The sequence below is a fragment of the Sphingobium sp. CCH11-B1 genome, assembly GCF_001556865.1.
Classification (GTDB): Bacteria; Pseudomonadota; Alphaproteobacteria; order Sphingomonadales; family Sphingomonadaceae; genus Sphingobium.
In genome coordinates, this window is sequence record NZ_LSJY01000042.1 from 1 (window position 1) to 17,696 (window position 17,696).

At 63.8% G+C, this 17,696-nt stretch carries 14 protein-coding genes; 9 read left to right on the forward strand and 5 right to left on the reverse strand.

The window, feature by feature from the left end:
* The first annotated feature begins 62 nt into the window (after window positions 1-62).
* From adhP to hutC, 6 genes are all read left to right on the forward strand, one after another.
* Window positions 63-1,088 (forward strand): alcohol dehydrogenase AdhP, encoded by a 1,026-nt coding sequence (gene adhP, locus AX724_RS05260; protein ID WP_037486763.1) that lies wholly within the window; start codon window positions 63-65, stop codon window positions 1,086-1,088.
* A gap of 25 nt (window positions 1,089-1,113) precedes the next feature.
* On the forward strand, window positions 1,114-2,820 hold the full coding sequence (locus AX724_RS05265) for a copper resistance system multicopper oxidase (RefSeq protein WP_015449263.1): 1,707 nt from the start codon (window positions 1,114-1,116) through the stop codon (window positions 2,818-2,820).
* On the forward strand, window positions 2,817-3,803 hold the full coding sequence (locus AX724_RS05270; RefSeq protein WP_015449262.1) for a copper resistance protein B: 987 nt from the start codon (window positions 2,817-2,819) through the stop codon (window positions 3,801-3,803). The genes AX724_RS05265 and AX724_RS05270 overlap by 4 nt, the downstream gene beginning before the upstream one ends.
* Window positions 3,797-5,038 (forward strand): MFS transporter, encoded by a 1,242-nt coding sequence (locus tag AX724_RS05275; RefSeq protein ID WP_015449261.1) that lies wholly within the window; start codon window positions 3,797-3,799, stop codon window positions 5,036-5,038. Before AX724_RS05270 ends, AX724_RS05275 begins: the two co-directional genes overlap by 7 nt.
* Window positions 5,039-5,106: 68 nt before the next feature.
* On the forward strand, window positions 5,107-5,544 hold the full coding sequence (locus tag AX724_RS05280) for a DUF411 domain-containing protein (RefSeq protein ID WP_004213035.1): 438 nt from the start codon (window positions 5,107-5,109) through the stop codon (window positions 5,542-5,544).
* A 140-nt stretch (window positions 5,545-5,684) separates the two neighbouring features.
* Window positions 5,685-6,425, forward strand: coding sequence for a histidine utilization repressor (hutC, locus tag AX724_RS05285; protein WP_004213136.1), 741 nt, complete (start codon window positions 5,685-5,687; stop codon window positions 6,423-6,425).
* Window positions 6,426-6,428: 3 nt separating this feature from the next.
* On the opposite strand, the gene AX724_RS05290 is transcribed toward hutC, so the two are convergent.
* The 4 genes from AX724_RS05290 to AX724_RS05305 all read right to left on the reverse strand — a co-directional run bounded on the left by AX724_RS05290 (window position 6,429) and on the right by AX724_RS05305 (window position 11,882).
* Entirely contained in the window at window positions 6,429-7,163 is a 735-nt protein-coding gene (locus tag AX724_RS05290; protein WP_004213137.1) for a PepSY domain-containing protein, read from the reverse strand.
* Window positions 7,160-7,864 (reverse strand): PepSY domain-containing protein, encoded by a 705-nt coding sequence (locus AX724_RS05295; protein WP_066520050.1) that lies wholly within the window; start codon window positions 7,862-7,864, stop codon window positions 7,160-7,162. Before AX724_RS05295 ends, AX724_RS05290 begins: the two co-directional genes overlap by 4 nt.
* Before the next feature lie 10 nt (window positions 7,865-7,874).
* A complete protein-coding gene (locus AX724_RS05300; RefSeq protein WP_015449259.1) occupies window positions 7,875-10,577 on the reverse strand; it encodes a TonB-dependent receptor domain-containing protein in 2,703 nt (900 codons plus the stop codon).
* 738 nt (window positions 10,578-11,315) lie between these two features.
* Entirely contained in the window at window positions 11,316-11,882 is a 567-nt protein-coding gene (locus AX724_RS05305) for a TetR family transcriptional regulator (RefSeq protein WP_015449258.1), read from the reverse strand.
* Between the two features lie 69 nt (window positions 11,883-11,951).
* Here AX724_RS05305 and AX724_RS05310 point away from each other — a divergent pair, with 69 nt between their 5' ends.
* Complete coding sequence (locus AX724_RS05310; RefSeq protein ID WP_231736474.1) at window positions 11,952-12,323, forward strand: SDR family NAD(P)-dependent oxidoreductase; 372 nt, start codon at window positions 11,952-11,954, stop codon at window positions 12,321-12,323.
* On the opposite strand, the gene AX724_RS05315 is transcribed toward AX724_RS05310, so the two are convergent.
* On the reverse strand, window positions 12,315-12,929 hold the full coding sequence (locus AX724_RS05315) for a recombinase family protein (protein WP_066764148.1): 615 nt from the start codon (window positions 12,927-12,929) through the stop codon (window positions 12,315-12,317). The genes AX724_RS05310 and AX724_RS05315 overlap by 9 nt on opposite strands.
* 125 nt (window positions 12,930-13,054) lie before the next feature.
* Here AX724_RS05315 and AX724_RS05320 point away from each other — a divergent pair, with 125 nt between their 5' ends.
* Complete coding sequence (locus AX724_RS05320; protein ID WP_066764150.1) at window positions 13,055-15,946, forward strand: Tn3 family transposase; 2,892 nt, start codon at window positions 13,055-13,057, stop codon at window positions 15,944-15,946.
* 75 nt (window positions 15,947-16,021) lie between these two features.
* Window positions 16,022-17,696 (forward strand): TonB-dependent receptor (locus AX724_RS05325; protein WP_197421470.1); only part of this gene is annotated, 1,675 nt, incomplete at its 3' end.

The window sequence follows — 17,696 nt, forward strand, 5'->3', positions numbered from 1 at the left end:
ACAACCTTCAGCCGCAGTGAACCATCACTTGCTGCTGGACAATCATCATAGGAGAAACGGACATGGCGAAAACCATGAAGGCGGCGGTCGTCCGCGAATTCGGCAAGCCCCTGGTCATCGAGGAGGCGCCGATCCCGGCGGTCGGCCCCGGGCAGATCCTGGTCAAGATTGCGGCAACCGGCGTGTGCCATACCGACCTGCACGCGGCAGAAGGAGACTGGCCGGTCAAGCCCAACCCGCCCTTCATTCCTGGCCATGAAGGCGTCGGGCATGTCGCCGCCGTCGGTGCAGGCGTCACCCATGTGAAGGAAGGCGACCGGGTCGGTGTGCCCTGGCTCTACACCGCCTGCGGGCACTGCGTGCATTGCCTGGGTGGCTGGGAGACGCTTTGCCACGAACAGCAGAACACCGGCTATTCGGTCAATGGCAGCTTTGCCGAATATGTCCTCGCCGATCCCAACTATGTTGGTCACCTTCCCGACAATGTCGACTTCCTCGACATTGCGCCGATCCTCTGCGCGGGCGTCACCGTCTACAAGGGATTGAAGGCCACCGAGGCCCGACCCGGCGAGTGGGTGGTCGTCTCCGGCATTGGCGGGCTCGGCCACATGGCGGTGCAATATGCCCGAGCCATGGGTCTCAATGTGGCCGCGGTCGACATCGACGATAGCAAGCTCGACCTCGCTACACGCCTTGGCGCCACACTGACGGTCAACGCGCGCAACGAGGACCCTTCGGCAGCGCTCAAGAAAGCCATTGGCGGCGCGCACGGGGCGCTGGTGACCGCCGTTTCGCCCAAGGCGTTCCAGCAGGCGCTCGGCATGGTCCGGCGCGGCGGCACGGTCGCGCTCAACGGCCTGCCGCCGGGCGACTTCCCGTTGTCGATCTTCGACACCGTGCTGAACGGCATTACCGTGCGCGGCTCGATCGTCGGCACGCGGCTCGATCTGCTCGAGGCACTGGCGTTCGCCGGCGAGGGCAAGGTCAAGGCCACGGTCCATGCAGACAAGCTGGAGAACATCAACGACGTCTTCTCCCGCATGCATCATGGCGACATCGAGGGCCGGATCGTCCTCGACCTCGCCTGAACCCGTCTTCGCGAAAGTACAGTTCATGTCTCCCTTACATATCCGGCCGATCGCGCGGCGCCGTTTCGTCCAGGGGCTGGCGATCGGCGGCGCGGTCGCCGGTTTCGCCCCGGCGCTTCTCGCGCGATCCGCCCCAACCTTGCCCGCTGAGCTGAGCGGGACCGAGTTCGACCTCGAGATCGCCGAGCTGCCAGTCAACTTCACCGGCAAGCGCCGTATTGCGACTGCCGTGAACGGCAGCGTGCCCGCGCCGGTCCTGCGCCTGCGCGAAGGCGATACGGTCACGCTCCGTGTGCGCAACGGCCTCAAGGAGATGTCGAGCATCCATTGGCACGGCATCATCGTGCCGGCGGAGATGGACGGCGTGCCCGGCATCAGCTTTGCCGGCATCGCGCCGGGCGAGACCTTCACCTATCGCTTCGAGGTCCGCCAGAGCGGAACCTACTGGTATCACGCTCACACGCTCGCCGAGCAGACGGGACTCTATGGAGCGATCATCGTGGAGCCAAAACAGGTGCCGACGGCGCGGGCGCCCGATCGCGACTATTGCATCGTGCTCAGCGACTGGTCGGACGAGCCGCCGCTGCAGATCTTCCTCAATCTCAAGAAGCAGAGCAGCTACTATAATTTTGCGCAGCCGACCGCCGGCGATTTCCTCAAGGATGTCGGCACCATGGGCTTGGGCAAGGCGCTCGAGCGGCGGCGGATGTGGAACAGCTCGCGGATGAACCCGACCGACTACAGCGATGTCTCTGCCGCGACCTACACCTATCTGATGAACGGCGCGCCGCCCGCCGGCAACTGGACCGGTATCGCCGCGCCCGGCGAGCGCGTGCGCCTGCGCTTCGTCGGCGCGGGGACGGCGACGTTCTTCGACGTGCGGATCCCCGGGGTCGAGCTGACGGTCGTATCGACCGACGGGCAGCCGGTCGAGCCGGTCACGGTCGAGGAATTCCGGATCGGCCCGGGCGAGACCTACGACGTCGAGTTCACCATGCCCGAGGGCGGCGCCCGCACCATCTTCGCGCAGGCGATCGATCGGAGCGGCTATGCGCGTGGCACGATCGCACCGGCCCCGGGCATGGCGGCAGCCGTGCCGCCGCTCGATGCCCGGACCTGGCTCGAGCCGGTCGACATGATGGGCGCGATGGCGACGATGGGCGCAATGGGAGGCGACGCGCATGCCGGGCACGGCATGACCGAGATGCCGGCCAGGGCACGGCACGCCCGCACCGAATATGGCGCCAATACCGACATGCGCGTCGACTATCCGCGCACCAATCTCGACGATCCCGGCGCCGGGCTGCGCGGGCGCGGCTGGCGCGTGCTGACGCTGGCCGATCTGCGCACGCCGGGCGGCGATCCCGACCCGCGCGAGCCCGAGCGCGACATCGAGCTGCATCTGACGGGCAATATGGAACGGTTCATCTGGTCGCTCGACGGCATCAAGCTCAACGATTCCAGGCCGCTTCATTTCAAGCCAAACGAGCGGCTGCGCGTCACCTTCGTCAACGACACGATGATGGCGCATCCGATGCATCTGCACGGCATGTGGAGCGATGTCGAAGGCCCGGACGGCGCCTTCCAGGTCCGCAAGCATACGGTCGTGGTCCAGCCCGCCCAGCGGGTGAGCTTCCGCGTCACCGCCGACGCCATGGGCCGATGGGCCTTCCACTGCCATCTGCTCTATCACATGGCGGCCGGCATGTTCCGGGAGGTGGTGGTCGCATGATCCGGATTTTCCCCTCGCGCGGCATCGCTCTTGGCGCTGCCCTCTTCCTGGCGCCGGCGATCACGGCTCCCGCCCTCGCGCAGGATGCCTCGCCCCCGTCGCCCGCCGCCACCCCTGCCCAAACGGCCACTCCCGCTCAGCACACCCCTTCCGCGCAAGGCTCTCAGGACCATGCGGGCATGGACATGCCGGGCATGGATATGACCGACACGAAGGCGTCCGGTAACGGCGCCACGATGGACATGGGCTCGATGCAGGGCGGCCAGGCCCCGCCGGACGCGCGCAACTCGGACGATTATGCCGACGGCTACCGCAACTCGACGCTGCCGGGCTATGAGATGGCCGACAAGCTCTCAATCCCCAAGATACTTGTCGATGAGCTTGAGTTCACCAGCGGCAACGAGGGTCAGGGCGTGGGCTGGACCGTGCTCGTCACCAAGGGTCAGGACAATGACAAGCTCTGGCTGCGCAGCCAGGGGCTCAAGAACTCCCGCGACCAACGTCTCGATCCGGAGAGCAGCGTCGAGGCGCTGTGGTGGCACAGCAAGAACCCGTTCTGGGGCACGCTGCTCGGGGTCAGGCAGGATCTCGGCAAGGGTGCGACCACCTGGCTGGCCGCCGGCGTCGAGGGACTGGCGCCCTATTGGTTCGACGTCCAGCTCACCGGCTATGTAGGAACCGATGGGCGTCTCGCGGCGCGCGCCAAGGCGTCCTATGAGGTCTTGTTCACCAATCGGTTGATCCTTACGCCGCAGGTGGAGACCAATATCTATTCGAAGCGGTCGAGCGATCGGCAGCTCGGCAGCGGCTTCAGCAATGTCGAGCTGAGCGGACGGTTGCGCTACGAGGTGTCGCGCAAGTTCGCGCCCTATATCGGCTTCGTCTGGGAGCGCGCATTTGACGGCACGGCCGATTTCCGTCGCCTGCGCGGGGAAGGGCCTTCCGAACACAGGCTGGTGATCGGCTTGCGCGCCTGGTGGTGATCCGCGGATGGCCACTCGAGGGGTCGACCGCGAACGCGCCGCGTGACAAGGCTGGATCGCAAGCCAACGGTCGCTGGCCGGCCTCCTTTTTCGTCTTGTTGCTCGCGGCGGCTGCGGCGTCGGCGGGACAGACGGCCATTCTCGCCTTCCTTCCGGCACTGGTCGACCCGGCTCGTGGCGCGCTATCGTCAAGCGCTCATGATTTTCATGTCGCGAGCCTGACCGCGGTCCATCCCCTGGCAGCCTTGCTGGCGGCGCCGCTCTGGGGCTGGATCGCGGACCGGGTCGACTATCGGGCGATGTTGCGCGCAGCGCTGGTCATCCTCGCCCTGGTGACCGCGCCGATCGGCCTCGTCGGGCTGCCTGAGCTTTATGCATTGCGCCTGGTGGCGGGGATGGCGTCGGCCGCCATCATACCGTTGGGCTTGCTCTGCGCGAGCTTTGCCGCAAACGAGCGCGCGGACCAGGCGCGGCGCTTCACCTGGCTGACCGCCTTCTTGTTTCTGGGCGATCTCGCCGGTCCGCTGGTGGCGGAGGTCTCGGCCGCGATCCTGCCCCGCGCTCCCCTCATGATCCTCGCTTTCGGCATCGGTGCCGTCGGGGCGGCGCTTTGCGCCGTGCGTCTGCCGCGCTGGTGTGCACCTTGCATCGATGGCGGAGACCTGCCCGCGCCGACGCTCGGCGCGACGCTGATCCTGCTTTTCGTCACGATCGTCGCGGGCGGCGGGCTGGCGGCGATGCATGTCAATCTCCTGGTGACGCGGAGCGTCATTTCGCTGAGCCGCGAAGAGATCGCCTGGATGCTCAGTCTCTGCGGATTGGGCATGCTGGCAGCACAGATCTTCCATGCGAGGCTCGATTGGCTGGTGACCATGCCGAGGCGGCTTGCGGGGCTGACGCTCGGCCTGCTGGCTGCGGCGCTCTTCCTGTTCCCTGTCGCCGCGAGCATGGCCGAACTCAGTGGGATCATCGTTGCTGCCGGCTGGAGCTCGGCAACCCTTCGATTGGTCACCAGCTTCTGGATCAGCGGTGCGGCAGCCCCTTCGGGTCTGAAGCTCGGTCTCCAGCATTCCGCCGCCAGCATCGGGCAGGCGCTCGCGCCGCTGGCGATCGCCGTCGTCGCTCCCGGGGCGCAGCACTTAGTCTTGTGGGGGATTGGTGGTCTGTCGCTGGCGCTGCTTGTGTCCTTGCCGCTCGCCTGGAGGCCGCGCGCCATCGTGAAATCTTCAGCGTGATGAGGGGTAGGGGGCATCAATGCGTATAGATCATTAGGAACCCTATCGCATGCTTCCGGGAGCCGTTCATGAAGACCCGTCTTTCTGCCGCCTTGCTGTTCCTCGCCCTGCCCGGCGCAGCGCTTGCGGCGAATGATGTCGTCGTCCACCGGGACCCGGGTTGTGGATGCTGTGAGAAGTGGGCCCAGGCGCTTCGCGCGAAGCTGGGCCGCACGGTCGTCATGCGCGACGATGCGTCGCGCGGGGCGCTTCAGCGGAGGGCCGGCATGCCGGGCACGCTGGCATCCTGCCACAGCGCGATGGTTGATGGCTATCTGATCGAGGGCCATGTCCCGGTCGCCGATATCAAGCGCCTGCTGGCAACCCGTCCCGTAGGCGTCAGAGGCATTGCGGTGGCGGGGATGCCGATCGGCTCGGAGGGCATGGAAGTGGCAGGCGCCGCCCGCCAACCCTATGCGGTGGTGTCGTTCGGCAGTTCGGGCCAGAAGGTCTTCGCGCGGCATTGATCACGCACGCCTCGGCTCTCGCTGGTGATTTCCTGTTTGAATGACTGGGACTTGCTCGCCCCCACCTGTATAGTCATTTGATGCATGCTCCCGCTCGCCCCCATAGCCGCGCATCCGCTCCCCGGACGAAAGCTGCTTCTGTGGGCGAACCCGCGGTCGACGCTGCCGGTGCGGAGAAGCAACCTCGCTATGTGGCGATCAAAGACAGCATTTTCGAGGACATCCGGGAAGGTCGCCTGAAGCCCGGCGACCAGACGCCGTCAGAGGCCGAGCTCGTCGAGACGTTCAAAGTCTCGCGCATGACCGCAAACCGGGCGTTGCGGGAACTGCAATCGGCCGGTGTCGTGGTACGGCGGGCGGGGCGGGGCAGCTTTGTCGCCGAGCCCCGGCCGATCGGGCAGCTGATCGAGATCCGCAACATCGCGGAGGAGGTGCGCGGCAGGGGCCACGCCTATCGCGCGCGCGTCATTTATAATATCGAGATACGGGCTGATGCGGAAAGGGCAGCTCTGCTGGAAGTCGGCTTGGGCACGCGCCTCTTCCATTCGCTTATCGTCCATCACGAGACCGAATTCCCAATTCAGGTCGAGGAGCGCTTTGTGCTGGCATCTGCTGCGCCACGCTACGGAGAGAGGGATTTCAGCGCCTCGACGCCGAATGAATATCTGACACGTGTTGCCCCGCTCGAGCGAGTAGAGCACCGGGTGTGCGCGGCGATGCCGGATACAGCCATGCGAACAATGCTGGGCCTCGCTGAAGGAGAACCAGTGCTAATGATGACGCGCAGAACCTGGAGTCGCGGACGTCTCGTATCGCACGCTTGGCTCACGCACCCGGGCAATCGGTTCGAGCTATCGGCGGCTTTTTCTGTTGGGACCTAGCGATCAGCCCGCGCCCAACTTGACGGCCGATTTGCGCCTGCGCCGCAACCATCGCACGTCGGCGCGACTGAAGCTCTTAAACAGCAGGTAGAAGCCCGTCCCCGACAGCCACAAAGTACCGAACGCAACGAAGACGATCAGCGGGTGATTGAAGCTGGTGCGGTTCACATAGTCCATATTGTGGAGCATCCAGAAGAAATCCCAGGTGCGCCATGTGTCGCCGCGCATGACCAGGAATCGGCCGGTGTCGGCGGAGATGTAGGCGCTGCTGTTCTCTGCGTCCGCGAAATCCAGTCGCCACATGGTGCCTTCGTGCTCGCGCGCTTCCACATTCGGTTCGGCGAGCAACGTTGCCTTGCGGATCGGTGCTTCATTCACCATCGTCGCGACGTCGCGCGCGACCTGCTCGTCGACCCGAACCGGGGCGCCGCTCGTCGCGTCGATTAGCCGCGTGCCCGTGGTGGATCGAAGCTCGTAGACGGGGCGTGTGGCAAGGGACCGCAAGGCGATGCCGAGCACGGGACCATCAAGAGCGAGCTTTGCCGGCGCAATATAGTCACCGGCAGGTAGGGCGTGCTGATGGCTGGCCTGCGCACTGTGTCCGCCGACCTTCTCCTGATCGAGCAAGGCCATCATCGAGCCGCTCAGAGCCCAAAGGAGAAACTGCACGCCCAGGATCAGGCCGACCCATTTGTGGATGCGCCGAAAAAAGAGCGGGGTGAACCGGATTTTCTTCATCCCTTCTTCTTCCTGCGCCGCGGGAACGACCAAAGCAGCAGCCAAGCCCCGGCCAGCGCCATGGCAAGGGCACTCCAGGTCGCCACGCGCAGCAGCGGATTGTTGACGTCGGAGCGATCGTCATAGTCCATGATGTGCAGCATCCACGCGAAATCGAACACGCGCCACAGCGCATGGCGGCGCGAGATCAGCTCACCGGTCTGCGGAGAGAGATACAGGGTTGGCCGGTTCCAGGCATCGAATTCGACCTGCCAATAGGGAGGCTTGCGCGCCTGCATTTCCAGTGGCGCCGTCGTCAGCAGCCGGGCTGCGACGATGTCCCCGGTGCCGCTGTAGATGCGCCGAGCGGCGGCGCGGATTTGTGCCTCGCTCAAATCGGGGATGGGCTGTCCCGAACCTGCATCGAAGAGTCTTGGACCACCCGAGGTTTGCGCGCGCCAGACGGGCTGATCCATGAACCGTTGCAGGCGGATCTCGGACGCGTCGGGAGCCGATTGAACAATCCGCGCCGGCGGGACGAAGCTCGCAAGGTCGATGGGGGCGACGACCGGTGGGCGGACCAGATCGTCGCCATGGATGATGTCGATATGGACGGCCACCATATAGAAGCCGGTCAGCGTCCAGAGCAGAACCTGGACGCCGACGATCAGGGCCAGCCACTTGTGCGTCCGGCGGATGACCAAAGGCCAGCGAATTGCCATGTGCTGCCCTTCAGAACGCGGTTCGGAAGCCGGCGTAGAAGCGCCGTCCGAGCAGATCATAGGTCATCGTGTCGGTGTTGGCATCGGTGAAGCTCTGGATATAGGGCGCCTTGCGGTCGAACAGATTATCGGCCCCGATCTGGAAACGTGTCTTCTCGTCGATCGCGAAGGCAAGCTGAAGATTGTGGTAGAAGACGTTCGGCGTGCGGTAGCCGATGTCGCCGGCCGATGCGTTGAAGTCGGTCGCCTTGCCGATCCATTGTGTCGACCAGGTCGCGCTGATGCCGTCCTTTTCCGCCGTCAGCACGCCATAACCACGCCATTTCGGATAGCCGCCATTGCCGCCCCCGATAAACCCGTCGAAATAGATCGGCGCGCCGCCGGGGAAGGGGTTTACGACATATTTGTTGAGATAGGTCATGTTGAGATCCAAGGAGATCTTCACCTCGCCCACCGCACCACTGTACACCAGACCCAGATCGAGACCATTCATCTCCTCGCGGCCGGTGTTGATGGGCTGGGCGGAGAGGTAAGTGACCTCGCCGGTCAGCGCGCTGCGCGTAAAGTCGCTGCAGAACGGGTGCGACAGGTTCTGGCTCGCATAGCAGACTGCGAGCTTGGTCGAGCCGGGAATGGCCCGGATCGCGTCCTTGATCTTGATGTCGAACCAGTCTGCCGTCAGCGACAACCCTGGGATGATGCCGCGCGGCGATATCACCGTACCAACGGTCCAGGTCGTGGAGCTTTCGGGCCGAAGGCTCTGGTTACCGCCCACTGTGGTGAGGATCGTGGTGCCGAGCTGCGTATAGTTGGCCGGCACACCGGACGCCTGACAATTGGCGATCAAGGTCACGTTGCCGCTGGAGGTGTAGCGCGAGCAGGGATCGGTCGTGGTCAGATTGCCTTCCGAGACGCCGCCGAAAAGCTCCGGCACGTTGGGAATGCGAAAGCCCGTCCCATAAGTGCCGCGCAGACGGATGCTGTCATTGACTACCCAGTCGGCACTGAGCTTGTAATTCCAGTCGCTCCCGAAGAGATTATAGTCTGAGTAGCGGACTGCGCCATCGAGCGTGAGCGCCTTGGCGAAAGCTGTGTTGGCAAGCACCGGCACCGATAGCTCGAGATAGGCTTCCTTGGCGGTGCTCGAGCCCGAAATAGGATCCTGCTGATTGACGTTCGCCACGCCGAGCACCGTCAACGGGTCGGGATCGCGCCAGCCTTTTTCGCGCCGATAGACCACGCCGGTGGCGAAGGACACCGCGCCGGCTGGAAGGGAGAAGAGATCGCCGTTGAGGTCAGCCGTGACCGTGCCGAGTTCGTTGCCTCCGCGATCGCGCGAGGTGAACAGAATATAATCCAGAACCTGAGGTGTCAGGTCTCCGAACCCAAGATAGTCACCGCAGGGGATGGCCGCGCCCGCCGTGCTGGAGCATTTGCTCCTGTCGAGCGTGTTCGCGACGCGCTCGAGATTGGCGATGTTGGTCGAGCCGTCGACGGCCGTGTTACGCCCGAAGCTGCCCGCGACTTCCCAGGCCCAGTCGTTCGCCAGCTTGCCGCGCAGCCCGAAGGTGCCTTGCCAGGTATCGGTCTCCTGGAAGAAGTGGCGCGCGCCGGGTTCGGCGAGGCGGCGCTGGGCCAGGACCAGGTTCTGGCCGGTCGGATTGGTCGGATTGCTGGCTGGTATCGAGAGATTGCGCAGCGTGCCGGGTGTCGCGATCTGATTCGACTTGCGGAACGTATAGAGGAACTCGCCGAACGCCTGGATACCGTCGGTCAGCGCATAGTCCGCGAAGAAGGCCGTGCTGACGCGCTCGACTGGGCTGACCGCATTGAGAAACGGGTTCGAGTTGAAGTTGTGCTTGGCGGGACTGTAAGGCTCGTAGAAGTTCCCGTTCCCTCCGGGTACCTGGTTGAAGTTGATCTGTTGGCCGTTGGGCAGCACCGCGCGTCCGCCGATCGTCGAGGCGCTGTTGACGCAGCTCAGCGAGCCCGGCGTCGTTTCAGCGAGCGAGCAGGGCGCACGCGAGGCCATGTTGACGGCGCTGGTCTTCTGGTAGGTGACTGCTGCCATGAACCCGCCACGATCGTTGCGAATGCCCCAAAGTAGGTCCGCGGTGAGATCGGAGCCGTCGCCGCGCTCGGTAATGCCTTGTCGGACGCTGAGACCCAGGCCTTCATAATCGGTGCGCGTGACAAGGTTGACCACGCCGGCCATGGCATCGGCCCCGTAGATAGCGGACGCGCCATCCTTGAGGACATCGGTGCGTGCCAGCGCCACGACCGGGATCATGTTGAGATCGGGTGAGGAATTGGCGCCGGTGCCGCCCGCGACGAGGCGTCGGCCGTTGAGGAGCACGAGTGTGCGCTTGATGCCGAGGCCGCGCAGATTGACCTGAGCAGTGCCATAACCGTTGTTGGTCCAGTAGGCCGATGTCTGGTTGCCCGCGAAGCCGGCATTGGCCGGCAAACGCTGCAAGGCGGTTTCGATATTGACGATGCCGGTATTTTGGATCTGCTCGGCGGTGACCACGGTGGCCGGTCCAACCCCGGCCAGATCCTGCCGACGGATTCGTGAGCCGGTAACGACGATGTCGCTGTCATCCCCCAGGACTTGTGCTTTTGGCTGCGGTGTCGGATCGGCCTGAGCGAGAGCCGGCGCGGCGTAGCCCGCGACGATGGCGGCGCTGCCGAGCAGGGCCATCCTGATGGTCATGTGCAATCCCCCTGACGTTTTAGAACAGCCACAGACAACATCAGTTGTATATACAGGTCAACAGTATTTTTCCTGTTTTTCCAATACCTTATTCTCGTGAAATTTAGATATAGATATAGCTATAATACGCACGCCAGACGTCGAACCCTCATGACTGAAGAGATATTTTTGCGAGCGCTCATTTGCAAAGCTGCTGAGATAGAAGATAGAATATCATATCGTAATACAGCCTCGCACGCTTCGATTTGATGATCGGGACATTTGGCCGGCAAGAATGCGAAGCGGCATGATCACATGTTATTGGTGTCGGCGTGATATACCTAGGTATAGCGCTAGAGATGCTCCGGGAACATTAGTCCTTTGCTGAGCTTGCACGCGCCAGGGAAAGTAATACCGATGCGGACCGCATTTGATCCTCGTTTCCTGGATGTGTCGCGCCTTCTTCCGGATTGAGCCGCAGGTTCGCCTTTTGAGGCAGATGAAACGACTCCTGACGAAACGTCGTGCGACGAGTCCGGCGACCTGAGATCGTCGCGCAGCCACTGGGTCACTTGGCGATGATCCAATCCGGTTCGGCAGTGGCGGCGCAGTCCTCGAACGTCGATCGCATCCGCGGAGCCGACGGGCCGGCTTGTGCATGAGCCGCCCTGATTTTGCCGCTGGGCAGTACGGCAGGTTGCGAAAAATGCTTGCTGTGTCCCGGTCGGCGCGCGGGCGTGCAGCTCGCGCCTCGCACGATCACACGCGCAGCAGTCGCCCCACCGCCCGCATGATCGTCGCCCGGCGCGCCGCGTGCTCGGCAGCGTCGCGTGCAGCTCCGGTCATGCACCAGAGCTGGGTGAGGGCGGCGACAAGCCGGACGACATCCAGGGGCGTGAAGTCGGCGACGATCCGCCCCTCGGCCTGCGCCGCTGCGATCCCGTCCAGCTTCTCCCCGAGAAGGACCTCGCCGGCCGGGAGCATCAGAACATCCTGGCCACGCTCCAAATGATGCCAGGTCAGCAGCCTCCACAGGCGCGGGCGTTCGACCAGCAAGTCATAGGTGCGCCCCGCATAACCCTCAAGATCATTGGGATCGAAGCGATCGGCCTGCGCCGCGTCCATCACTTCCTGCGTCAGCGCGGCATCGAAGAGCGCCTCCTTGTCCCCGAAATAGGTGTAGAGCATCGGCTTGCTGATACCCGCCGCCTGCGCAATCCGGTCGATCCGCGCGCCCGCCAGCCCATGGGACGCGAACTCCTCGGTCGCTGCAGCCAGGAGCGTCTCGCGGCTCTGTGCGGCATTCCGCCGGGTTCGTTGCTTCATCACACCTCCAAGCATTGACGCATTCCAGGTTTCAAGTTACCTACCAGTTGGTAATATATGGAGTAACATATGTCCAATCACTGGTTTCTCACGGGCGCGTCCAGCGGCATCGGCCGCCATCTGGCCGAACTGATCCTGGCCGCTGGCGACGACCTTACCGCGACGGCCCGCAAGCCCGAAAGCCTCGATGATCTCGCGGCGAAATATCCGAGCCAGCTGCGCGTCGAAGCGCTCGACGTCACGGTCAAGGACGATATTGCTGCGGTCGTGGCCCGGGCGCAGGCGCGTCGACCCGTCGATATTCTGGTCAACAACGCCGGCGGCGGCGTGATCGGCGCCACCGAAGAGATGTCGGACGCCGAGGTCGAAGGCCAGATCGCGCTCAATCTCATGGCGCCCATCCAGGGGTCATTTGCGGGAGGGGGCGAAATCCTACGCTAAGCCGAGGACGCGCTTGCCATAATCCCTGAGTTCACCTTTGGGGCCGACGTATCGGTAGAGCGTGACGCGCTCGATCCCGAGTTCCTTGCATAGATCGGAGACGGAGGTGTCGCGCTGGGCCATGGCGGCCTGTGCGAGACGCACCTGCGCCTTGGAGAGCGCAAATTTTCGACCTCCCTTGCGTCCCCGCACGCGGGCAGCGGCGAGGCCCGCCATGGTGCGCTCGCGGATCATATCCCGCTCGAATTCCGCCAGGGTGGCGAAAATGCCGAACACCATGCGGCCTGATGGTGTGGTGGTGTCGATCTGCGCGCCCTTGCCGGTGAGCACGCGCAAGCCAATGCCGCGATCCGACAGGTTCTGCACGGTGCTGACCAGATGGGTGAGCGTGCGGCCGAGCCGGTCGAGTTTCCACACGATCAGGACATCACCATCGCGCAGCGATTTGAGGCAGGCAGTAAGGCCGGGGCGGTCGTCGCGGCTGCCGGACGCGCGATCGTCATAGATATTGTCGGGCTCGACGCCGGCGGCGCGAAGGGCATCATGTTGCAGGTCGAGTGACTGCGATCCATCGGCTTTGGACACACGGGCGTACCCAATCAGCATGGATCACAAACGAAGGTTTGAGGTGGCGGTGCGGGCATAGGCATTTGACTACGCCATTGTGTATCTCAACCAGCATCGCAATCAAGCTATCTCAAACATTGAGTCGGAAAGAAAAAGGAACATGCATGCCCCGTCGCGTGACCCTGACCGATCGCCAGCGCGACGCGCTACTCTGTTTGCCGGTCGATCAGGGCGAGTTGCTGCGGCATTACACCCTCAGCGATGAGGATCTCGGACATATCCGGCAGCGCCGCCGACCTCACAATCGTTTCGGCTTCGCGCTGCAATTGTGCGCGCTGCGTTACCCCGGTCGGGTGCTGGCGCCGGGCGAAGTGATCCCGGCGCCAGTGACGGATTTTATCGCTGCCCAGCTCGGGCTGAGCAGCGATGATCTGCTTCCCTATGCCATGCGCGAGGAAACGCGACACGAGCATCTGGCGGACCTGCGCAGAATCTATGGCTACCGCGCCTTTTCTGGGCGCGGCGCACGCGATCTGCGCGAATGGATCGCGCGGGAGGCAGAGTCGGCGACATCCAACGAGGATCTCGCCCGCCGCTTTGTCCTGGAATGCCGCCGTTTACGCACGATCCTACCAGCTCCCTCGACGATCGAACGGCTGTGCGCCGACGCATTGGTCGATGCCGAGCGCCGGATCGAGGATCGTATCGCTCGGCGGATCACGCCTGCCTTTGGCGAGCAGTTGGCGGCTTTGCTGGAGGATACTGTGGACGGCCGCGTCACCCGCTTTGTTTGGCTGCGGCAATTCGAGGTAGGCGCGAACTCCGCTGCCGCTAACCGGCTGATGGATCGACTGGAATATCTCCAGGGCGTCGATCTTCCCGCAGACCTCGTGGCCGGCGTGCCGGCGCACAGAGTAGCCCGGCTGCGCCGGCAGGGTGAACGCTATTATGCCGATGGTATGCGCGACCTGCCCGAAGAAAGGCGGCTAGCGATCCTCGCGGTGTGTGCCCTGGAATGGCGGGCATCGCTGGCTGATGTCGTCGTAGAAACCCATGACCGCATCGTCGGCCGTCTCTATCGGGCGTCCGAGCGCCTTTGCAGCACCAAGATCGCCGACGAAAAGGCGGCTGTCCGGGACACGCTGAAGTCCTTCGCCGAAATCGGCGGCGCATTGCTGCGGGCACAGGAAGATGGCGCGGCGCTGGACGGGATCATCGCCATGGGACCAGGCTGGGAACGGCTCAGGACCCTTGTCGCCACGGCCTCGGCATTGACCAACGTCCTTGCGGCCGATCCCCTCAGCCGCGTCTTGGACGGCTATCATCGCTTTCGCCTCTACGCCCCCCGGATGCTACGCCTGCTCGACATGCAGGCGGCGCCGGTCGCCACGCCCCTCTTGGCTGCGGTTACAATCCTGCAACGCGGTATCAAAGCCGCGCCGCCGATCGACTTCCTGCGCCCGAACTCGAAATGGCATCGCCATCTTCGCGCTCAGCCCGCCGGCGACCACCGGCTGTGGGAGATAGCGGTGCTGTTCCATATCCGCGACGCCTTCAGATCCGGCGACATATGGCTGGCGGGGTCGCGTCGCTATGCCGATCTCAAGCAGATACTGGTCCCGGCTCAGGCGATAGAGCATACCACTCGCCTCGCCGTGCCGCTGCGGCCCCATGAATGGCTCGCGGAACGTAAGGTCCGACTGGATGAACGGCTGAAGGAACTGGGTCGTGCGGCGCGGGCTGGGGCGATCCCCGGCGGAATTATCGAGAATGGCAGGCTTCATATCGACAAGCTCAAGGCTGACACACCGGAAGGTGCAGAGGATCTCGTGCTCGATCTGTATCAGCAGCTTCCGCCCGCCAGGATTACCGACCTGCTGCTGGAAGTCGATGAGCGGACAGGGTTTTCTGAAGCCTTCATCCATTTGCGCACCGGCGCGCCCTGCGCGGATCGGATCGGGCTGATGAACATATTGCTGGCGGAAGGCGTCAATCTCGGCCTGCGCAAGATGGCGGCGGCGACCAACACGCACAGCTTCTGGGAATTGCTGCGGATCGCACGCTGGCATGTCGAAGGCACCGCCTATGATCGAGCGCTTGCGATGATAGTCGAGGCGCATGGTGCGCTTCCCATGGCCGCGTTCTGGGGACAGGGGCATTCCGCCTCCAGCGATGGACAGTTCTTCCTCGCCACCGAACAAGGCGAGGCGATGAACATGGTCAACGCCAAATACGGCCATGTCCCGGGCCTAAAAGGATACAGCCATGTCTCCGATCAATATGCGCCATTCGCCACGCAGGTCATCCCGGCGACCGTCAGCGAGGCGCCCTATATTCTCGACGGGCTGCTGATGAACGATGCAGGCCGCCATGTCCGTCAGCATTTCGCCGACACGGGCGGCTTTACCGATCATGTGTTCGCCGCCTGCGCCCTTCTAGGCTACAGGTTCGCGCCGCGCATCCGTGACCTGCCTCAAAAGCGGCTCTATGCCTTCACTCCCAGCGCAACGCCCGCCAACGTGCGGGGTCTGGTCGGCGGGAAAATCAACGAACCCCTGATCGAGCGGAACTGGCCCGACATCCTGCGCATCATGGCCACGATCGCCGCCGGCATTGTCGCCCCCAGCCAGATTCTACGCAAGTTGGCATCCTATCCTCGCCAGAACGAATTGGCGCTCGCCCTTCGGGAAGTCGGCCGGGTCGAACGAACCTTGTTCATGATCGACTGGATTCTCGACGCCGGCTTGCAGCGCCAGGCCCAGATCGGCCTCAACAAAGGCGAAGCCCATCATGCCCTGAAGCGCGCTATCAGCTTCCATCGGCGCGGTGAAATCCGGGATCGCTCAGGCGAAGGCCAGCATTATCGCATCGCCGGCATGAACTTGCTGGCCGCCACCATCATATTCTGGAACACGATGAAGCTCGGAGAAGTCGTCAGCAGCCGAGCCGCTGATGGCTTTGCCGTCCCGCCCCATCTCCTCGCCCATGTCTCGCCGCTGGGATGGGAGCACATCAACCTCACCGGCGAATATCGCTGGCCCAAATCCTTAGCGTAGGATTTCGCCCCCTCCCGCAAACGACCCCTACTGGATGGAAGCGCCGCCGCGGGCTCGGACGCTGGCACGTCGGCGGTGGCGACCCAGGTTCAGGGATTGATTGCTACGAATGGCGGGCCAGGTGCGAGCCGATTGTTCTTGCGGGGCATAGCCGACAGTCCGTTTATTGGCTTCGGACAATCCCCGGTGAGCGTGTACCTGAACGAGGCCCGGATCACTTACGACGCGCCCGATCCCGACTTCCGAATGGTTGATGTGGATCGGGTCGAGGTACTGAAGGGACCGCAGGGGCCGCTTTACGGCACGGGAGCACTGGGCGGCGTCTACCGCGTGATGACCATTGCGCCCGATTTGGGCCAATTTGCCGGTCGCTCCCGTCAGCGTCTCGCCGGCCTCCCGGGTCACGGTGTCGGCGCGTCGGTCGAGGGCGTCGTCAACTTACCCGTGCGCCAGGATCAGGCCGCCTTGCGGTTGGTGGGCTACGTCGATGTCGCGCCAGGCTGGATCAACAACGCTGGAGGTCGCTCGGACGTCAACCGAACGGTCGTGCGCGGCACCAGAGCGTCGCTTCGCGTTGTCCCAAGCGAGGGGTGGACTTTTGACCTCATTGGCGCCGGTCAGAACATCCGCGCGCTCGACAGCAAATATGTGGATCGCGACAAGGAAGAGCTGACACGCGCAGACCGGACGCCGGAGCCACGGTCGAATAATGTCTGGCTCACCTCGGGCGTCCTGCAAGGTGAGCTTGGGCCTTATGCCCTGACCGTCTCTACAAGCCTAGCAACGCAGAGGACGCTGAAGGTTGACGACGCGAGCAGCGCGGCCTCGTCCCTCGGTCTGACCGCGCCGCTGCGGTATGCCGAAACCCGCACATATCAGGTATTCGACCAGGAAATCCGCCTTGCGAACAAAAGCGGCCGAACGCCTTGGGCTTTGGGCGTTTCCTATCTCTCATCCCGTAGCGGCGCTCGCGGCCGAGCATCGGAAATCAGCCCGATGATCGCAGATTTGCTGGACGCGTCAAGAAGCGTCACCGAAACAGCCATGTTTGCCGAGGGTAGCCGACCCCTTATCGATGGTCTTCGTCTCGGCCTTGGCATCCGCGTTTTCCGCTCGACCGTCAAGGAGGACCGCGACGACGATGTCGGAACCGAAGTTCGGTCCAAGTCTTTATGGGGCGTATCGCCCAGCGCGACGCTGTCATGGTTGCCCTCCTCCGCCTCGTTGGCCTACTTTCGCGTTGCGTCCGCATTCCGGCCCGGGGGCCTTGATCCGACCAACGTGGAAACCGGCCGCTACGATGCCGATCAGTTGGTCGCATTCGAAGCTGGATTTCGACGCACTTCGGACGGGGGCAGGCTTCAGGTTGAAGTTGGCGCGTTCAGCTCCATCTGGTCGGACGTTCAGTCGGACTATCTTCTTAATTCCGGCCTTGTGGCGACGCGTAACGCTGGCGACGCGAATATCCTGGGCGGCGAACTGACCGTTCGGTGGCGGCCGACATCGGCATGGTCCTTTGTTGCGGGCGCCTCCGGCCAGCGCGCCCGGCTGGTTCGCGGCATTGATGGTGCAGAGTTGGAGCGTGACCCGCGCCTTCCTGTTGTACCTGACGTATCCGGCCACTTCGACATGCGACATTCGATCGATGCAGGGTCCTGGCGAGTGTCGCCCGCGGTGACCGGTCGCTACCTAGGACGGTCTAGGCTGAGCCTGGACCCTGGGCTCGACCGGCGGATGGGCGGGTTCGCCG